Annotated in this window: 18 protein-coding genes and 1 other RNA gene; 7 read left to right on the top strand and 12 right to left on the bottom strand. The window is 54.5% G+C overall.

The window, feature by feature from the left end; all coding sequences use genetic code 11:
• Nucleotides 1-296 precede the first annotated feature (296 nt).
• The 3 genes from EDC90_RS13235 to EDC90_RS13225 form a co-directional block, all read right to left on the bottom strand.
• Nucleotides 297-1,424 (bottom strand): ATP-dependent DNA helicase, encoded by a 1,128-nt coding sequence (locus EDC90_RS13235; protein WP_132312374.1) that lies wholly within the window; start codon nucleotides 1,422-1,424, stop codon nucleotides 297-299.
• A 99-nt stretch (nucleotides 1,425-1,523) separates the two neighbouring features.
• Nucleotides 1,524-2,096: an acetolactate synthase small subunit gene (gene ilvN, locus EDC90_RS13230; RefSeq protein ID WP_132312372.1), complete on the bottom strand. Its 573-nt coding sequence runs from the start codon at nucleotides 2,094-2,096 to the stop codon at nucleotides 1,524-1,526.
• A 21-nt stretch (nucleotides 2,097-2,117) separates the two neighbouring features.
• Complete coding sequence (locus tag EDC90_RS13225; RefSeq protein WP_132312369.1) at nucleotides 2,118-3,896, bottom strand: acetolactate synthase 3 large subunit; 1,779 nt, start codon at nucleotides 3,894-3,896, stop codon at nucleotides 2,118-2,120.
• A 404-nt stretch (nucleotides 3,897-4,300) separates the two neighbouring features.
• Here EDC90_RS13225 and ampH point away from each other — a divergent pair, with 404 nt between their 5' ends.
• Entirely contained in the window at nucleotides 4,301-5,440 is a 1,140-nt protein-coding gene (gene ampH, locus EDC90_RS13220) for a D-alanyl-D-alanine-carboxypeptidase/endopeptidase AmpH (RefSeq protein ID WP_132312366.1), read from the top strand.
• Nucleotides 5,441-5,455: 15 nt separating this feature from the next.
• Here ampH and miaA read toward each other — a convergent pair whose 3' ends face one another.
• Complete coding sequence (gene miaA / locus EDC90_RS13215; protein WP_132312363.1) at nucleotides 5,456-6,358, bottom strand: tRNA (adenosine(37)-N6)-dimethylallyltransferase MiaA; 903 nt, start codon at nucleotides 6,356-6,358, stop codon at nucleotides 5,456-5,458.
• Here miaA and serB point away from each other — a divergent pair.
• Nucleotides 6,357-7,244, top strand: a complete 888-nt coding sequence (serB, locus tag EDC90_RS13210; RefSeq protein WP_132312361.1) for a phosphoserine phosphatase SerB — start codon at nucleotides 6,357-6,359, stop codon at nucleotides 7,242-7,244. The two genes, miaA and serB, sit on opposite strands and share 2 nt — an antisense overlap.
• Nucleotides 7,245-7,440: 196 nt before the next feature.
• Nucleotides 7,441-8,010, top strand: coding sequence for a GNAT family N-acetyltransferase (locus tag EDC90_RS13205; protein WP_132312358.1), 570 nt, complete (start codon nucleotides 7,441-7,443; stop codon nucleotides 8,008-8,010).
• A gap of 7 nt (nucleotides 8,011-8,017) precedes the next feature.
• On the opposite strand, the gene EDC90_RS13200 is transcribed toward EDC90_RS13205, so the two are convergent.
• The 6 genes from EDC90_RS13200 to EDC90_RS13175 all read right to left on the bottom strand — a co-directional run bounded on the left by EDC90_RS13200 (nucleotide 8,018) and on the right by EDC90_RS13175 (nucleotide 13,449).
• The gene (locus tag EDC90_RS13200) at nucleotides 8,018-9,526 is read right to left on the bottom strand and encodes a Do family serine endopeptidase (protein WP_132312355.1); all 1,509 of its coding nucleotides are present in this window, start codon (nucleotides 9,524-9,526) and stop codon (nucleotides 8,018-8,020) included.
• A gap of 133 nt (nucleotides 9,527-9,659) precedes the next feature.
• A complete protein-coding gene (locus EDC90_RS13195) occupies nucleotides 9,660-9,845 on the bottom strand; it encodes a DUF2065 domain-containing protein (protein ID WP_132312418.1) in 186 nt (61 codons plus the stop codon).
• Nucleotides 9,846-9,854: 9 nt separating this feature from the next.
• Nucleotides 9,855-10,811 carry a protease modulator HflC gene (gene hflC, locus EDC90_RS13190; RefSeq protein ID WP_132312353.1) on the bottom strand — a complete coding sequence of 319 codons (957 nt, stop codon included), beginning with the start codon at nucleotides 10,809-10,811 and terminating at the stop codon, nucleotides 9,855-9,857.
• Nucleotides 10,811-11,962, bottom strand: coding sequence for an FtsH protease activity modulator HflK (hflK, locus tag EDC90_RS13185; protein ID WP_132312350.1), 1,152 nt, complete (start codon nucleotides 11,960-11,962; stop codon nucleotides 10,811-10,813). Before hflK ends, hflC begins: the two co-directional genes overlap by 1 nt.
• A 152-nt stretch (nucleotides 11,963-12,114) precedes the next feature.
• Complete coding sequence (locus EDC90_RS13180; protein ID WP_132312347.1) at nucleotides 12,115-12,636, bottom strand: dihydrofolate reductase; 522 nt, start codon at nucleotides 12,634-12,636, stop codon at nucleotides 12,115-12,117.
• Between the two features lie 18 nt (nucleotides 12,637-12,654).
• On the bottom strand, nucleotides 12,655-13,449 hold the full coding sequence (locus EDC90_RS13175; protein WP_132312344.1) for a thymidylate synthase: 795 nt from the start codon (nucleotides 13,447-13,449) through the stop codon (nucleotides 12,655-12,657).
• Nucleotides 13,450-13,553: 104 nt separating this feature from the next.
• Here EDC90_RS13175 and ssrA point away from each other — a divergent pair.
• From ssrA to EDC90_RS13155, 4 genes are all read left to right on the top strand, one after another.
• Nucleotides 13,554-13,912, top strand: a transfer-messenger RNA (tmRNA) gene (ssrA, locus tag EDC90_RS13170).
• Nucleotides 13,913-14,034: 122 nt separating this feature from the next.
• Nucleotides 14,035-14,523 carry an SspB family protein gene (locus tag EDC90_RS13165; protein ID WP_132312415.1) on the top strand — a complete coding sequence of 163 codons (489 nt, stop codon included), beginning with the start codon at nucleotides 14,035-14,037 and terminating at the stop codon, nucleotides 14,521-14,523.
• On the top strand, nucleotides 14,408-14,737 hold the full coding sequence (locus EDC90_RS13160) for a DUF4169 family protein (RefSeq protein ID WP_348633711.1): 330 nt from the start codon (nucleotides 14,408-14,410) through the stop codon (nucleotides 14,735-14,737). Before EDC90_RS13165 ends, EDC90_RS13160 begins: the two co-directional genes overlap by 116 nt.
• The gene (locus EDC90_RS13155; RefSeq protein ID WP_132312341.1) at nucleotides 14,734-14,964 is read left to right on the top strand and encodes a ribbon-helix-helix domain-containing protein; all 231 of its coding nucleotides are present in this window, start codon (nucleotides 14,734-14,736) and stop codon (nucleotides 14,962-14,964) included. Before EDC90_RS13160 ends, EDC90_RS13155 begins: the two co-directional genes overlap by 4 nt.
• Nucleotides 14,965-15,006: 42 nt before the next feature.
• On the opposite strand, the gene EDC90_RS13150 is transcribed toward EDC90_RS13155, so the two are convergent.
• Together EDC90_RS13150 and mntR are read right to left on the bottom strand one after the other, a co-directional pair.
• A complete protein-coding gene (locus EDC90_RS13150) occupies nucleotides 15,007-16,530 on the bottom strand; it encodes an ATP-binding protein (protein WP_132312339.1) in 1,524 nt (507 codons plus the stop codon).
• A gap of 302 nt (nucleotides 16,531-16,832) precedes the next feature.
• A complete protein-coding gene (gene mntR, locus EDC90_RS13145; RefSeq protein ID WP_207903908.1) occupies nucleotides 16,833-17,261 on the bottom strand; it encodes a manganese-binding transcriptional regulator MntR in 429 nt (142 codons plus the stop codon).
• Nucleotides 17,262-17,434 lie beyond the last annotated feature (173 nt).

Below are 17,434 nucleotides of genomic sequence, written 5' to 3'. Positions count from 1 at the left end.
TGCAGACCGTCGGCGTCATGAAGACAGGCGTCCCTTTTAAGGTAAGGTCAGCCATTCAACCAACCGTTTTTTGAAATGTTTGGATCATCCGGATTGATAAAAACATTCACCCCGTTGCAGATACAAAGTTTCAATCCGGCAATCCCAACAGCGGCGCGATAATGCGCACGCATTCTCAATCTGTTTTTGCCCACGAGAACCAAGCCCTGCCGCCACTGGCCATCATTGTTTCGATGCTCCCGGTGAAACAGGACTGAAATTTACGTGTCGCCGACGATCGTTGAAAACGGCAAGGCTCAAACGACAATCGTAAGCCGTTCCGCCGCACGGGTGATAGCGGTATAAAGCCAGCGCTCGCGCATATCCCGGAAAGCCCAGCTCTCGTCAAAAAGCACGACTTCGTTCCACTGCGACCCCTGTGCTTTGTGAACTGTCAGAGCGTAACCGTAGTCAAAATCATCGAAACGCTTTTTCGTCGACCACGGGATTTCGGCTTCCGGATCTTCAAATGCGGCGCGCAAGAGCTTGATCCGCGCAGCACCGCGATCCGGATCATCCTCTTCAGGATTCACGAGAAGACTGATTCCAGGCTTCGATGTCGGGCGCGAGGCCGACTTCACCTTCCAGAGTGATCCGTTGAGCAGGCCTTTGGCGGGATCATTCCGCAGACAAACCAGCTTGTCACCAGCCTGTGGATGTACTTCCGGAAAACCTTTCAGCACCCGCAGGCGCTGATTATAGCGTCGCCGGGTTCGGTTCGTTCCCACCAAAACCTGATCAGCGCCCAGCACGAGCTCCTGCGTCACCTCATGCTTGGAGATGATCTTGGCGGCGCCAAAGTCACCATAGCCCAGCTCATCGCCCTCGCGCACGCGCATCGCCAGATCGATAATCGGATTGTCACGCGCCTGACGATGGATTTCGGTCAGAAGATAATCCGGCTCGTGATTGGTGAAATATCCGCCTCCGGATACAGGCGGAAGCTGGCCCGGGTCGCCCAGCACCAGAACCGGTGTGCCGAAGCTCACCAGGTCCTGGCCCAGCTTTTCATCCACCATCGAACACTCATCAATGATGATCAGCGCGGCTTTGGCCAGCGGGCTCTGCCGGTTAATCGAGAACATCGGAGAGACGGAGGTCTTGCCGGTTTCCTCATCCTCGATCATCTCTTCGCCCTTGGGGCGGTAGATCAGTGAATGAATGGTGCGGGCATTCGTTGCCCCGCGTGAGCGCAGCACCTGCGCTGCTTTGCCGGTAAAGGCCGCAAACAACACCTCTCCATCGACATGTTCGGCAAAATAACGGGCCAGCGTGGTTTTGCCGGTACCGGCAAAACCAAACAGGCGAAAGACCGGTGAACGGCCTTCTTTCAGCCATCGCGAAACGGCTTTCAGAGCTTCTTCTTGTTGCGGCGAAAAATCCATAGCCAGACGTTTCGCAAGATTCGCAAAGGAAGGGCAATACAAAAAGCTTCAGCACACAAAAAAAGCTTTAAAACGGCTACATCGTGCGCTGAAACGCACTCACATACCTTGCGCGCCTCTGTTCATCGAGGCCGGACCGGTGCGGCAGATCTCAATCAGACCCAGCGGACGCATAACGTTTATGAACTGATCCACCTTCGACACCTTACCAGTGATTTCGAACATGAAATGCTCAACAGTTGCATCCACAACCTTCGCATCAAAGGCATCGGCCAGCCGAAGCGCCTCGGCGCGCTCTTCGCCACCGCCAGCGACCTTGACCAGCGCAACCTCGCGCTCGACAGGCGCAGGCTGACCGAGTTCACGGGCCTGAACAGAAAGATCAACCACCCGATGAACCGGCACCTGCCGGTCAAGCTGAGCCTTGATCTGATCTAGAACCTCCGGCGTTCCCTTGGTCACGATTGTGATGCGCGACAAGTGCGCCTCGTGTTCGGTTTCTGAAACCGTCAGGCTCTCAATATTGTAGCCGCGACCGGAGAACAGACCGATCACGCGCGCAAGAACGCCCGGTTCGTTGGCAACCAGAACCGAAAGCGTATGGCGCTCAGCCGGCGAAATGCGCGTCGGGCTGAAATAAACAGAGCCGGTGGGCTGTAGCTTGGCATTCATTTTTGACATCCCTTCACAAAATCAGACGAGCTGACGGCCCTTGGCGTCAATCGCAGTGGCAATGGCTTCGTCGCTGGCCTCATCTGGCAGCAGCATTTCATTATGTGCCTTGCCCGATGGGATCATCGGGAAGCAATTGGCCAGATTTGCAACGCGGCAATCAAAGATCACCGGCTTCGGGCTGTCGATCATGCGCTGGATTGCATCATCCAGATCGGAAGGATTGTCGCAGTAGATCCCCTCACCGCCATAAGCCTCTGCCAGTTTGACAAAGTCCGGCATGGCTTCTGTGTAAGAATGCGAAAGCCGGTTTCCATGCAGCAGCTGCTGCCACTGGCGCACCATCCCCATATACTGATTGTTCATAATGAAAATCTTGATCGGAGCATTGTGCTGAATCGCAGCAGACATTTCCTGAATGCACATCTGGATCGAAGCATCACCGGCAACATCAATCACCAGCGCTTCCGGGTGGGCAATCTGAACGCCTAACGCAGCCGGTAATCCATACCCCATGGTTCCAAGACCACCAGACGTCATCCAGCGGTTCGGCTCTTCAAAATCGAAAAACTGAGCCGCCCACATCTGATGCTGACCAACTTCGGTGGTGATATAGAAGTCTTTACCCTTCACAGCAGCGTTCAGACGTTCCAGTGCATATTGCGGCATGATCACGTCTTTTGACGGGGTGTAGGCAAAGCAATCCCGGGCACGCCATCTCTCGATATCATCCCACCAGCCATCGAGTGAAGGCCGGGCCGGTTCCGCAGGAAGCGTACGCCACAGACGAACCATTTCCTCCAGAACGTGGGCAACATCCCCCAGTATCGGAATATCCACGCGGATATTCTTATTGATCGAAGATGGATCGATATCGATATGAATTTTCTTCGAGTTCGGCGAGAAGGCATCGACACGGCCGGTAATGCGGTCGTCAAAGCGTGCGCCGATACAAACCATAACGTCGCAATCATGCATCGCCATATTGGCCTGATATGATCCGTGCATGCCCAGCATACCCAGCCAGTTTTTGCCAGATGCCGGGTAACAGCCAAGCCCCATCAGGGTCGAGGTGATCGGAAAATCGGTCAGCTCAACGAGTTCACGCAGCAAACGGGTCGCTTCGGGGCCAGAATTAACGACACCGCCACCGGTATAGAGGACCGGATTGCGTGCATTTGCCATCAGTTCGACCGCAGCCTTGATCGCTGCTGCACCGCCTTCCTGTTTCGGCAGGTAGCTTTCGCGAACCGGATGGCCGTCCTTCGGCGTATACTTACCGCGCGCAAACTGAATATCCTTCGGAACGTCGACGACAACCGGTCCCGGACGTCCGCTTTTGGCAATCCGGAACGCTTCATGAATGACATTCGCGAGTTCATTTACGTCTTTGACGAGCCAGTTATATTTTGTGCAAGGCCGCGTGATCCCGACAGTATCGCACTCCTGAAATGCGTCCGAGCCAATCAACGCGGTGGCGACCTGACCGGAAATGCAAACCAGTGGAATGGAATCCATCAGTGCGTCCTGCAACGGCGTGACGGCATTGGTGGCACCCGGACCGGATGTTACCAGCATCACCCCGACTTTACCTGTAGAACGCGCATACCCTTCAGCAGCATGCCCGGCGCCCTGTTCATGGCGCACAAGCACATGCTGCACGTCGTCCTGCTGAAAGATTTCATCGTAAATCGGCAGCACAGCGCCGCCCGGGTATCCGAAGATATGCTCAACCCCGTTTTCTTTCAGCGCCTGCAAAACGATTTCAGCGCCTGTCATCATGTTGTCGGTTGCGGTCATCTTTAGTCTATCCGTTCTGATGGTCCGTCGTTGTGTCGGTTCGGCATAAGCCAGTTTGAGGGCATAAAAAAAGGCCCCTTTTCAAGGAGCCTGTCGTCGCGCATGGGGCGGCTAATGCCGGATGGTTACACCATCCTGCCCATGCGCGATCCCACCACAATAAGAAGTTCGATATTCTTAATCATGGCCGTTTGATAGCGGTTTCAGTCCGGCCCGTCAACAAAGTCGTGCAAGAAAAGTAGTCATTGGAACGGTCCAGTGAAATAAAATTAGGCAATCACTGCTCTTTATCAAAACCTGCAACTGGCTTTTGTAAGTTTTTACTGCCACTATCTGTCGCACCGTCAATCTGTCTATTGCTTCAATTTCCAACGGCCAAGGCCTCAGGGAGGAGATCTTTTCCCATGCGCAGTTTCATAAACACGACGACCGCAACATTATGTGTCAGCCTGTTTGCTGCCATGCCTGCAAGTGCGGATCCGTTTCTCGATGAAGTCGTCGACTTCCAGTCGACGATTTTCTATTTTGAAGCTGGCGTTCCGGGCGTCGTTGTAGCTGCGGTCAAGGGAGATGACGCCTTTGTAACTGGCATGGGAGAAACCAGAAAAGGCAACGGGGTGACGCCTACGGGTGACTCAACGTTGCGGATCGGCTCCATAACAAAAGCGTTCACCGGCCAGGTTCTGGCGCAGCTCGTTGCTGATGGCCTGGTCAGTTTCACAACCCCCGCAGCAGAGCTGGTAGACGGCGAACTGGGCAAAGCCCTTGCGGACTGGCCTTCTGTCAGTCTGGTCCAGCTGGCGACACATTCAGGCGGCCTGCCCCGCGAAGTGCCACGCGCTAAGGCGGAAGATCCTGCCGATCCATACGCCACCCTGACGACAGAAGCCTTTACCAGCTGGTTCAACGACCATCAGCCGCTCTACACGCCCGGCAGAAACATGCTTTATTCGAACTTCGGATTCGACATACTGTCTGCCGCCTTGTCCGGTGCGATTGGATCCCCCTATGCAGAGTATCTCGATGAAACGATCCTCAGCCCGCTGAATATGAACGACACAGGTTTCGAACGCTCCACAACAAATGCTGAGTTAGCCATGTATGGTCATGGTTTTGATGGTGAGCCGCTACCCCACATTATTTCGGGAAAAATGAATACCGGGTCCGGTGGCCTCACCTCAACGGCCAATGATATGGTGAAATGGATAAAATGGCACCTGAATGAGAAGGCAGACGAGCCGGAAACCCGGCTTTTAGACCATGCTGTTTATTTTCAGCGCGATCACTTTGATCAGGTTCAGTCCATGGACGAGTCTGGCCGGCTCGACGGAGCCGGACTTGGCTGGGTGGCCATGTATGAAACAGATGACCACCCGTTCATTTTGCAAAAGGCTGGCGGCATGCAGGGTGAACTCTCCTATGTTGCTCTCGCCCCTGCTCACGATGTCGGCGTTTTCATCAGCATCAATGAGTATAACTTCTCTGCTGCTCTGGGCATGGCCTCATTTGCCAATGATCTGGTAGCAACGCTTTCCGGCTACTGATTGCAGAGACGTCTGTCAGGCGGCGGGGTCATACCGCCGCCACTCAGGCCCCATCTGATTGCGAAACCACGTCATCTGCCGCTTGGCATATTGACGGGTTGCGGCACTGCCTCGGGTGATAACGGCGTCCCTGCTCATCTCACCGCGCGTAAACGCGGCAATTTCAGGAACGCCGATCGCCCGCATGACCGGTGATGCCGGATCGGCGTTCAGTGCCAGCAGCGCTTCAACCTCCGCGATGGCTCCGGCTTCAAGCATCCCCTCGAAACGCTTGTTGATCCGGTCGTGCAACACCGGTCGCTCAGGCAGAACAACAATTTTCTGGGCACTGTCAGCAGGTATAAGCGGCGGCGGCGTTTCCGCCTGAAAATCCGCAATCGAGCGCCCACTTGCTTCGATGACCTCAATCGCACGGACAATTCTCTGCCCGTCTGCCGGATCGAGACGCGCAGCCACTTCCTTGTCTTTTTCCGCCAGCTCACGATGCAGGTTTTCCGGGCCTTCCTCTATGAGACGATTACGCCAGTAAGCTCTCAGGTCTTCCGGGATATCGGGCATCAGCGCGAGACCCTGCGTCAGGGCTTTGAAGTAAAGTCCTGTTCCACCAACAAAAACAGGCTTTCGCCCTGCCTGCTTCAATTCACACAGACACGTTTCCACATCCCGCAACCACGCCCCTGTGGAATAGTTTTCGCCAGCACGCACATGGCCATAAAGGTGATGCGGCACGCCATCCATATCATTCGTTGAAGGCCGCGCGGTCAGGACACGCAAAGTGTCATAAACCTGCATACTGTCAGCGTTGATCACAACACCGTCAACAGACTTCGCGGCCTCAATGGCCAGCGCGGACTTGCCGCTTGCCGTCGGTCCCGTTATCAGAATGGCATCTGCATTTGCATCAAAGGAAATTGTCATGGCTCTCGTTGCCACGCTTGTCTGCAATCCGTCAAACCCGATTTTAGACAACGCCTTGCTGGACCGGTGTGCATCGGCTGTTTCGCCTGCTTCTGCTGAATGGCTTGCTGAAGGTATCGCAGCCGATCTTTACCTGCCAGATACGATGACGCTGGAAGAAGCGGAACCAGCGCTTAAGCAGATTATCGGGAACGCTGCGATTGACCTTGTCGTCCAGCCCGTTGCAGGCCGTCGCAAGAAAGCACTTCTGGCAGACATGGACTCCACGATGATCGCTCAGGAGTGTATCGACGAACTGGCAGCCGAAGTCGGCTTGAAAGACAAGGTTTCTGCCATCACAGCGCGTGCTATGAACGGTGAGATCGAATTTGAACCAGCCGTGCGCGAGCGCGTCGGCCTGCTAAAAGGGCTTCCGATCGCCATTGTCGACGAGATCATAGAAAAACGCATCACGCTTACGCCCGGCGGCAAAGAGCTGATCGCAACGATGAAGGCCAATGACGGTTATACAGCGCTCGTTTCCGGTGGCTTTACTGTCTTCACCAGCCGTATCGGCGCCATGATTGGTTTTGACGAAAACCGCGCCAATGTTCTTCTTGAAGACGGTGGCCATCTGACCGGCGAGGTTGCCGACCCTATACTGGGCCGCGAAGCTAAAATTGAAGCCCTTCACGACGTCGCCCTTAAACGTGGCATCGCTGAAAGTGAGATTATGGCCGTTGGCGACGGCGCCAATGATCTGGGTATGCTGATGCTGGCTGGCTCTGGCGTTGCCCTCCACGCGAAACCTTCTGTCGCAGAGCAGGCGAAAATCCGCATCGATCACAGTGATCTTTCCGCCCTGCTGTATATCCAAGGCTATAAGCAGAGTGATATCGCTCACTAGTGGAATTTTCGAATTTGAAATTCGCATTCAAGGTTCCTGCAATAATGAGGCGAATTTAGAGTTCACCACACCAGAGCGCCGTGCATCCATTCGGATGCAAAAATGACGCTCCAACCTGTTGAAGCTACGCATCGTTACTATCGTTTTGGGTCTGACAACCTTATTGATCGCCAGGTTTTGGCGCGGGAGACGTTCCATGATTATTGCAGAGTCACCGCGCCTTATCATCCGCAACTGGGAAGAGCGCGACCGGGAGGTCTTTCATGCGCTGTGTTCAGACGAAACGGTGATGACCTTCTTTCCGAAACGTCTTTCCCGCGGCGAAAGCGACGCCTTATTCCCCACGATACGCGATCAGATCTCGGAAACCGGATACGGGTTTCCGGCGATGGCCCTGCGCGAAACCGGAGAAGCAATCGGCTTTTGCGGCCTGAATGTCGCGTATAGACCAGACATCAGGCCGAAGGGCGTTCCCGAAATCGGATGGCGTCTGATCACAACGCAATGGGGCAAGGGCTATGTGACGGAAGCCGCCCACGCGATGATTGACCTGGCCTTTACCGTCCGGGAACATAGCCAGATCGTTTCATTCGCAGTTGCTGACAATCGACGTTCTATCGCCGTGATGGAACGCCTCGGGATGACGCAGGATGAGGGTGCCAGTTTCGACCACCCATCGGTTCCTGATACGCATCCACACCTCAAGCGGCACGTTCTCTACCGGCTGCGCAAACAGGACTGGCCAAGCTTAAAAAAACGCGCGTGATCTCTCGTTATTCCAGAGGCAGGCTGACGATTTCAATATCGCCCGACGGCGAAACAACCATGAGGGATACACTGCGCCGTCCCTCTGATACCAGCTCCAACAGGCGGGAGCGGACATCCTGGGGCGTTGTCACTGCGGTCTGAGCGATTTCAGCAATCACCATACCGGGCAACAGCCCTTCACCGGCAGCCGCACTTTCATCATCGACTTCGGTGATCAATATGCCCTCGACGTCACCGCCGATTTGATAGAGCGCCCGTCCGTTATCATCGAGTTCGGCCAGTGTCATACCATAAAGCTCGACCGGCGCACCGGCGCTTTCTTCTGATTCTTTATCTGCCAGTTGTGGGACCTCGCCCGGCGTCTCATCTGACGTCAACTCATCCTCGGGATCGTCGAGAAGCTGAGGCGTGACCTCAAATGTCATGCGCTCTCCTTCGCGGAAAATCTCGATCTCCGCGGGTTCCCCGATCGCACTTTCAGCAACGAAGCGGGGCAGATCCCGCGGCGTGTCAATGTCGTTACCATCAAACCGGAGAATAATATCGCCGGGCTGCAAGGGACCGCCGTCGGAAGGACCGCCCTCAATGATGCTGCCGACCGCAATCCCGGTGGGATCATCCGAGCCAAGAGAACGAGCCAGTTCGTCACTGACCTCCAGAACGCGTAAGCCCAGCCAGCCACGACGGGTATATCCGTATTCAACAATCTGATCGATGATGTTTTCAGCCAGCTCACTTGGCACTGAGAAGCCGATACCAATCGATCCGCCGGATGGCGAAAGGATCGCGGTGTTAATGCCAACAACTTCGCCGTCCATATTGAACAGAGGACCACCGGAATTGCCCTTGTTAATGGCTGCATCAGTCTGAATGAAATTATCATAAGGCCCGTCGAGCGTGCGCCCACGCGCAGAGACAATCCCAAGCGTCACCGATCCGCCAAGACCGAATGGATTGCCAATGGCCATCACCCATTCACCAATCCTGACTTTGCGAGAGTCACCGAACTTTACCGCTTTCAGCGGCTTTTCCGGCTCAACCTTCAATACAGCCAGATCTGTCTGATCATCGACGCCCAGCAATTCCGCTTCCAGCGTGTCGCCATTGGCGAAGGTGACCTCAATGGTATCAGCGTTTTCAATAACATGATTATTGGTGACGATAATCCCGTCGGGGTCAATCACGAAGCCTGACCCAAGAGAGGTCACCGGGTGCGGATTGATATTGCCGCCGCCATCGAAGAAATCTTTAAAAAGCTCTTCAAACGGCTGCCCTTCAGGCACTTTTGGCAGGGGGCTTTCACCCTCCGCCCCCTCAGGACCAGATTGTGAGATCGAAATATTGACGACCGAATCCAGAAGTTTTTCGGAGAGATCGGCGACAGATACATCACTGAGCGTTTGCGCATAAGCGGCATTGACCCCACCAGTCTGCGGGGCTGTGACTGCGAAAAACGCGCCGAGACTCAGCGCGGCCAGCCGCCTGAAACTGGGTGAACGGTCTGCGACGATCATCTTTCCTCCGCTTTCGCTCTCAGTTGTATGATTGCATTGTTGCCCGAATTCCTGAATCCGTTCAACGCATGCTTTTTGAAGATGCTTTATTTATGGCCTTTGGTGAACGCCGTTCCGGAAATTCGAAAATCAATTATCCGTGCATGAGCCAAACCAGACCCACGCCCAAAGCAACGGAAACCAATCCTGTCAGCCGGATTGCGCCTTCAGGCATGTCTGGCAGCAGTTTTGCCATTGCCACCAAAAACGAAGGGGCCAGTGCATAGACCAGCCCCTCGATTACCAGGAAAAAAGCAAATCCCAGCAAGATATCCTGCATCAGCATAAATCAGTTACCCTGAGCTTCTGCATTTATCTCTGTATCGGTGGTGTTGGCATTCGGGCCAACACTGGGTTCAACAACGAAACCCGGATCGCTTGAGCGGAAATATTCAAAGAACTCCGAGTCAGGCGAGAGAACCATGGTTGAGTTGTCTCCCATCACATCACGATAAGCATTCATCGAACGATAGAAATAGAAGAACTCAGGGTCTTTGCCATAGGCATCACCGAGGATCCTGTTGCGCTCAGCGTCACCTTCACCACGCAGGATCTGAGCATCCAGCTCGGCTGCAGAGCGAATTTCGACGACCTCGCGATCTGCTGCCGCGCGACGAACCTCAGCCTTCTCGCGACCGCGGGCACGGGTGGCTTCAGCTTCCGCCAAACGCTCAGAACGCATACGTGCATAAGTCTCATCAGAGACCTGCTTGGTGAGATCCGTCCGGCGAATACGAACATCGACAACACTGATACCGAGCGATTCTGCCGCCGGACGCAGCTCATCGCGAACCTGCTGCATCATCGCAGCGCGTTCGCTGGAAAGGGCTGCCTGGAAATCACGAAGACCGTAAACACGGCGCAGCGAAGAATCCAGACGGGTCCGCAGACGCGACACAGCCACCATACGGTCGCCGGACACGGCCTGACGGAAACGCTGCGGATCCGTAATGCGATAAACAACGAAGGCGTTCACTTCGTAGAATTTACCGCCGGACACCTGAACGCGGATATCGTCAAGATCGAAGCGCATATCCTGATTGGAGACATACTGCACCTTGTCAGCGCCGAGGAACGAGAATGGCAGCTTGAAATAGAGGCCCGGATCACTCTTGACCTCTTTGATCTGGCCAAACCGTATCACAAGAGCCTGCTCACGCGGGTTGACGATGAAGATCGACGCATAGCCCAGCAGGAGAAGGACAAAAATTGCGCCGAGGATAGCAAATAGGCGATTGGATGACATCAGTTCGCTCCCTTGCTGCTCTGCGCGCTGGTGTTCGACGCGTTTGAAGAACTGCTGCGGCTGGCATTGGCTGCCGCGTTCTTATCGAGTGCATCCAGTGGCAGATATGGCACAACGCCCTGCCCCTTATCATCGATGATAAAGTTCTTCGAACGCGAGAACACGTCCTGCATGGTTTCAAGATAAAGACGTTTACGGGTCACTTCCGGAACAGCGGTGTAGGTTTCGTAGATCGAATTGAACCGATCAGCCTCACCCTGCGCTTCCTTCACGACGCGATCCTTGTAAGCGGCGGCAGCCTCCCGGATTTGCGCAGCGTCACCGCGGGCAGCACCAAGCTGTTTATTGGCATACTGATTTGCTTCCTCCAGGAAGCGATCCTCGTCCTGTTCAGCGCGCTGCACTTCATCGAATGCATCAGAAACTTCCGGTGGCGGAGCGGCTTCTTCGATCGAAACAGCGTTGACCGTAATGCCTGCACCATAACCGTCCATGGTGCTCTGGATGATTCCCATCACATCGGAGGAAATCCCTTCACGGTCATCACGGAAGACATCCTGTGCCGGACGGCTGCCAACGACTTCACGCATCGCGCTTTCTGAAACCTGCTGCAGCGTCTGCACCGGGTTTTCCACATTGAAAAGGAACGCTTCGGGATTTGTAACGCTGAAGAGAACCGCAAATTCGATATCAACGATGTTCTGGTCGCCCGTCAGCATAATGCCGGAGCGCGCGGAATTACCCGTGCCAATGTTGATCTGCTGTTCGGTAATGTTGACCATCTCGACAGTTTCGATCGGCCAGATCATGAAGTGCAGACCGGGCTGAGAAATCGTTTCCTTGGGTTTACCCAGTCGAAGTTCAACAGCGCGTTGATCCGGCTGAACCGTATAAACGGACTGCATGACCCAGAAGACACCAACGATCAGAATGATAATGGCGATCAATCCGAAGCCAAATCCACCGGGAAACATCCCCTTGAACTGGTCCTGACCTTTACGGAAAAAATCCTCAAAATCGGGTGGGCCGCCATTGCCGCCGCCGCTTCCGCCTCCGCCGCCACTTGGCCGCTTCGGCCCCTGCCCCCAGGGTCCTTGATTATCGCCGCCGCCTCCCCAGGGACCGCCGCCATTTTGATTGCTCCAGGGCATCCACACCTCTTCTTTCAAAAAAATCCTGGCCGCTCCTCACGTAGATACGACCCCGCCTTGGTTCAAAAGGCGTTTGCACCGTTATAGGGACGCAGAAAGCCGCTTTCAACGCACACCGTCACATCACTGCCAAAATCGCGGTAAATTCCTGTTCAACTGCATCTTTTTTCGTAGACAACATACCGGGTTGGATAATCGTCAACTTCGCTGACGCCGACATATTCCGTTTCAACCGGCTGCCAGATTTGTTCATCAATATCGGGAAAACGCGTATCACCTTCAGCCGAAACCTCGACGTGCGTGATGCGCAACCGGTCCGCCCGCTCCATCGCCTGAGCGTAGATTTCCCCGCCGCCCTGGATATAGATCTCATCGACGCCTTTTTCTTTTGCATCTGCCAAGGCAATCGCCAGAGCCTCATCGAGCGTGGCTGCGATTTCGCATCCTTCTATTGTGAAGCCTGCCTGACGGGTAAGGATGATATTCTTGCGCCCGGGAAGAGGCCGGCCAATCGAAGAGAAGGTCTTCCGCCCCATGATCTGAGGCTTCCCCATGGTGAGCGCTTTGAAGCGCTTGAAGTCCGAGCCCAGATGCCATGGCATAGCACTGTCGCGGCCGATAACACCATTTTTCGCGACTGCGGCCATTAAGACCACATCGATATTATCTTCCATCTCCAGGCTCCCGCAGGGTTAAATGGCAATCGGCGCCTTGATCGAAGGCGCAGCTTCATAGCCTTCAAGCTTAAAGTCATCGAAGGTAAAGGCGAACAGGTCTTCGACATCCGGGTTGATGCGCATGGACGGCAGCGGTCCGGGTTTACGGCTTAATTGTTCACGCACCTGATCAAAGTGATTGCTGTAGATATGCGCATCGCCCAGCGTGTGAACGAAATCGCCCGGCTTCAATCCAGCGACCTGCGCCAGCATCATCGTCAGCAGGGCATAAGATGCAATGTTGAAAGGAACACCGAGAAAGATATCCGCTGACCGCTGATAAAGCTGACAGGAAAGCCTGCCATCGGCGACATAGAACTGAAACAGGCAGTGACACGGAGGCAGCGCCATATTGTCGACTTCTGCCGGGTTCCATGCCGTCACAATATGCCGGCGGCTTTCAGGATTATCCTTGAGCGAAAGAACCAGATTCGCAATCTGGTCGATATGACGGCCATCAGGCGCAGGCCAGGACCGCCACTGCGCGCCGTAAACCGGACCCAGATCGCCGTTTTCATCAGCCCACTCATCCCAGATCGAAACGCCGTTTTCTTTCAGGTAAGCGATATTCGTATCGCCCTTCAAGAACCACAGCAGCTCATGAATGATTGAGCGAAGATGCAGCTTTTTCGTCGTCAGAACCGGAAAGCCTTCCGACAGATCAAAGCGCATCTGATAGCCAAAGACCGAGCGTGTACCGGTTCCGGTACGGTCTCCGCGATCAGTTCCTGTTGTCATGACATGTTCGAGCAGATCAAGATACTGGCGCATGGTTTCCTCTCATCTGAAGACCTCAGTAGAGAAAGTTCGCGATCAAGAAAAGCGCCGTTCGTCAAAACCCTGTGAATTGGCGACCTGCACAAAAGCTGTTCCCACCCCTTTGCATACGCGAACAAAACACTTATATGACGGGTGCCGGTTCTTCCGGCTATGGCAATAAACGGCAATGAAATAAGCTCATTGGACCCGGGGGCGGTACCCGGCGCCTCCACCATAAACAGGCGAAACGGCCTGCTTATGATGGGGGCGAAACAGGATCGACAAGAGTGTAAAGATTGACCTTTTGCCCGGCATGATACCACCGTTATCGGGTCAATAGAGTAGTTGCAAATGACAACAAAGCTCAGGGTTACGCTGTAGCTGCCTAATGGCGGTTCCAGAAACCCAACCTAAGTCCTTATGGGTAGCACTGTAAGGCGGGGTCCGGAGGCACCTGGCAACAGAAGCCTCCACTTTATTTTGACCAAACTTTCTCTCGATAATAGCGAACTGTCATTTTAGAATGCGCTTTGACGCAGAGGATAAGAATGGCTATACGCTGATTGAATTGAGGAAGCCAAACCGGGAAGGCATGTGATGGGTCAGGACCATATTCGCTACGACATTCTGGCACAGGACGCGCTCAGAGGCATGATCCGCAAAGTGCTTGCGGAAGTCGCTGCGACCGGCCATTTGCCGGGCGAACACCATTTCTTCATCACTTTTCTGACAAACGCGCCCGGTGTCCGCATATCGCCGGCCCTTAAGGAAAAGTATGATCAGCAAATGACGATCGTCATCCAGCACCAGTACTGGGACCTCAAGGTTACTGAAAGCCAGTTCGAAATCGGTTTGTCTTTTTCCGATGTACCCGAACGACTGGTTGTTCCTTTCAGCGCGATCGTTGGCTTCTACGATCCATCAGTCAATTTCGAGCTGGAATTCGACGTTGCAACCCTCGACGTTGACAATGATGAAGGTCAGCCGGCAGCAGCACCCGAAGACGATCATAGCGATGAAGATGGCCCGGGTGGTGATGACGGTGCGTCAGTCGTTTCGCTGGACGCCTTTCGCAAGAAACACTGACGGAACGCGACCTTTATGCGCCGAGATTGTCAATTTGAGGCAGGTTCGAAAACGCAGAAAGCGCGAAATCTCCGCGCAGACGGCGGATGAGAACCGCGCCCGTCACGGCCGCACAAAGGCGCAGAAGACCCTCGAAGACACTTTACGCCAGAAAACTGAAAACGCCCTCAATCAGGGGCGCCGTGAGCGCCCTGACGGAAGTGATCCGTCGTGATCCGCAAACACTCAGTCAGTCTGCACGGACATCGCACAAGCTTCTCGCTTGAAGATGCCTTTTATGACGAGCTCAAATCACTCGCAGAGCGCAACGGAAAAACTCTGGCGCAACAGATTCGCATCATTGATGACACACGCAGGCCCGAGGTTAATCTTTCCTCAGCCATCCGGCTTGCAGTCCTTGCCAATATGAAAGATCGCCTGAGTCAACAAGGCGTCGCGTGAACGTCGCTTCCGGCGCGTTCCGATCAGTTTATCTTCAACAATCTATTCCGCAGCATCCCGCATTTCGGTGTTGTCAGCAGGACCGTCAGGGTTCCCGCCAGATGTCTGCGCATCCAGATCGGGGAAGGCGACAATGCGCATCCCGAAGTGATCGGTGTGAACGATGATCAGCCCCTGCTCCTCGAAATAGCTTAAGAAGCGCGCAGCCCGCCGCGCGGAGTGCGTACCATAAGCCCGCGCAATCGCCGCATCTGACGGGCAAGGCTCACCTGACAAAGCCGCCTTGACCAGCATCAGAAAAACGCCCTGAAGATCGTCAGTAATTTCCCGTGAGAGCGACAATGCCATCTGCCACGCTTCGCTTTCCTGCATTGCTGCGTCGGCGCCCGAGCGCGCAATCGCAAGACGCAGGCGAAAATCGGGCATCGAAAGCGGTGCACCTGAAATCCGTTTCATGCGACCACGCATCAGAAAATCCTGATAAAGCTCTGAATCTGAACGAAAAGCAGAATTCGATTGATCAGCGATTTCCATGAGGGTCGCCGCAATCCATGCCTCCTTGTCTTCATCAGACATAGGCGGCAAACGACTGCTCCGTTCAGGTGCCTCACCCATTTCATTTTCCGAGGCAGACTTGGAAAGCTCAGCCATGATATCTGTGGTTTCACGCGGGCGCGGCGCAGCGCGGCGTGGCTGTGCGGGGCGCGCCAGATCCTCAGGATCCGGTGTAAAAATCAGGTCCTCGACATCTTCGGGCTTGTCGGGCAGTGGCATCAGCTTTGGGCTGGACGAACGCGCCGACGTTTCAACGGACCCGATGACGACCTTAAGCGGCCGCCGCGCAAGCGCAGGGCCCAGAGCAACGAAGTTTCCGCGTTTCAGATCGCGAAATTGCTCGGCCTGCCGTCTGTCCATACCAAGAAGGTCGGCAGCCCGCGCCATATCGATATCCAGAAAGGTCCGCCCCATCAGAAAGTTGGAGGCTTCAGCGGCGACATTTTTGGCCAGTTTGGCCAGCCTTTGGGTGGCGATTACGCCAGCAAGCCCGCGCTTTCTTCCACGGCACATCAGATTGGTCATGGCACCGAGCGAAAGCCGCCGGACTTCCTCGCTCACCTCACCACCGGAGGTGGGCGCAAACATCTGGGCCTCGTCGACGACAACGAGGATAGGATACCAGTAATCGCGGTCAGCATCAAAAAGCGCGTTCAGGAAAACAGCCGCTGCACGCATCTGATCGTCCAGTTCAAGCCCCTCTAACGTCAGAACGCAGGAAACACGGTGCTGCCGAATACGGTTCGCAATACCGATCAGCTCGCCTTCTGTGCGATTGGCGTCGACAACAATATGACCGAACGCATCGGAAAGCGTCACGAAGTCCCCTTCGGGGTCGATAATGACCTGCTGAACCCACTTCGCCGACTGTTCAAGCAGGCGTCGCAGAAGATGAGATTTTCCGGAACCGGAGTTTCCCTGCACCAGAAGGCGCGTCGCCAGCAATTCCTCGATATCGAGAGTGGCCACGTCACCAGCAGATGTCGTTCCCATGTCGATGTCGACTTGCACTTTTCCGATTACCTTTCGATTGGAGCCAGACGTGTTGTAGCAGTTTGAGGCGAAACAGGCGGAGCCTCAGTCCAGTTACCCACAGATTTCCGAATGCGGATCGGTCACTGGCAAAAGACAGAAACTATCCCCCTAATGAGCAAGCTTATCCGAGCAAATCTATCGGAAGAATCACGGGTTCTCTGTTCTCAAAGATATGAAGAAAGCAGTCCGGCCTATCAAGCCTTGCTTTAGAGAACACATAAAACGAGCGGCTTAAAAAGATGCGATTCTTCTCAGTATAAAGCCATTTTTTCAGAAGTTTATGACGACTTTTTTAGAAAACACGAGAACGCTTTCAATGTTTCCTCTGAGACGTGATGTTCAATCCCTTCGGCATCAAGTTCAGCAGATTCCTCAGGCACCCCAAGCGCGAGCAGAAGGTCCAGCACCAGCCGATGGCGTTCGCGATTCTTTTTCGCCATCGCATCGCCCTCTTCCGTCAGAAAAACGCCGCGATAAGGGCGTGATGTTGCAAGCCCCTCCCGTTTCAACCGTCCGACAGCCTTCGTGGCCGTCGGATGCGCAACCCCCATGGCGCGGGCGATGTCGGTAATGCGTGCCTCGCCGGTCTCCTCAATCAGCTCTGCAATCAGCTCGGTATAGTCCTCCAGCAGCACACTCGCCCGCTCGGAACGTGCCTTGGAAAAACGTCCGGCTGAAGCCTCTCCGTCCTTGTCGTCAGCGCTCACACTCACCTCACTTGCTGCCGCATGATCGTTTCATTCAAACGAAACAATGAAACCTCGGCTACACTTTGCTCCATCACTTTAAATGATGTTCGCTGTGAAGCCAAATGCGTTCGATATTAACGCCCATTGACAAAAATGTAGCCAAGGCTATATTTTTAATAATTATAAATTTT

The sequence above is a fragment of the Martelella mediterranea genome (assembly GCF_004342225.1).
Taxonomy (GTDB): Bacteria; Pseudomonadota; Alphaproteobacteria; order Rhizobiales; family Rhizobiaceae; genus Martelella; species Martelella mediterranea_B.
This window is presented reverse-complemented; position numbering and strand designations above follow the sequence as displayed.

Bases quoted from the DNA above. Each gene is read 5' to 3' on its own strand.
- EDC90_RS13235 (WP_132312374.1), bottom strand. From the start codon at position 1,424: ATGGATTTTTCGCCGCAACAAGAAGAAGCTCTGAAAGCCGTTTCGCGA.
- ilvN (WP_132312372.1), bottom strand. From the start codon at position 2,096: ATGAATGCCAAGCTACAGCCCACCGGCTCTGTTTATTTCAGCCCGACG.
- EDC90_RS13225 (WP_132312369.1), bottom strand. From the start codon at position 3,896: ATGACCGCAACCGACAACATGATGACAGGCGCTGAAATCGTTTTGCAG.
- ampH (WP_132312366.1), top strand. From the start codon at position 4,301: ATGCGCAGTTTCATAAACACGACGACCGCAACATTATGTGTCAGCCTG.
- serB (WP_132312361.1), top strand. From the start codon at position 6,357: ATGGCTCTCGTTGCCACGCTTGTCTGCAATCCGTCAAACCCGATTTTA.
- miaA (WP_132312363.1), bottom strand. From the start codon at position 6,358: ATGACAATTTCCTTTGATGCAAATGCAGATGCCATTCTGATAACGGGA.
- EDC90_RS13205 (WP_132312358.1), top strand. From the start codon at position 7,441: ATGATTATTGCAGAGTCACCGCGCCTTATCATCCGCAACTGGGAAGAG.
- EDC90_RS13200 (WP_132312355.1), bottom strand. From the start codon at position 9,526: ATGATCGTCGCAGACCGTTCACCCAGTTTCAGGCGGCTGGCCGCGCTG.
- EDC90_RS13195 (WP_132312418.1), bottom strand. From the start codon at position 9,845: ATGCAGGATATCTTGCTGGGATTTGCTTTTTTCCTGGTAATCGAGGGG.
- hflC (WP_132312353.1), bottom strand. From the start codon at position 10,811: ATGTCATCCAATCGCCTATTTGCTATCCTCGGCGCAATTTTTGTCCTT.
- hflK (WP_132312350.1), bottom strand. From the start codon at position 11,962: ATGCCCTGGAGCAATCAAAATGGCGGCGGTCCCTGGGGAGGCGGCGGC.
- EDC90_RS13180 (WP_132312347.1), bottom strand. From the start codon at position 12,636: ATGGAAGATAATATCGATGTGGTCTTAATGGCCGCAGTCGCGAAAAAT.
- EDC90_RS13175 (WP_132312344.1), bottom strand. From the start codon at position 13,449: ATGCGCCAGTATCTTGATCTGCTCGAACATGTCATGACAACAGGAACT.
- EDC90_RS13165 (WP_132312415.1), top strand. From the start codon at position 14,035: ATGGGTCAGGACCATATTCGCTACGACATTCTGGCACAGGACGCGCTC.
- EDC90_RS13160 (WP_348633711.1), top strand. From the start codon at position 14,408: ATGATGAAGGTCAGCCGGCAGCAGCACCCGAAGACGATCATAGCGATG.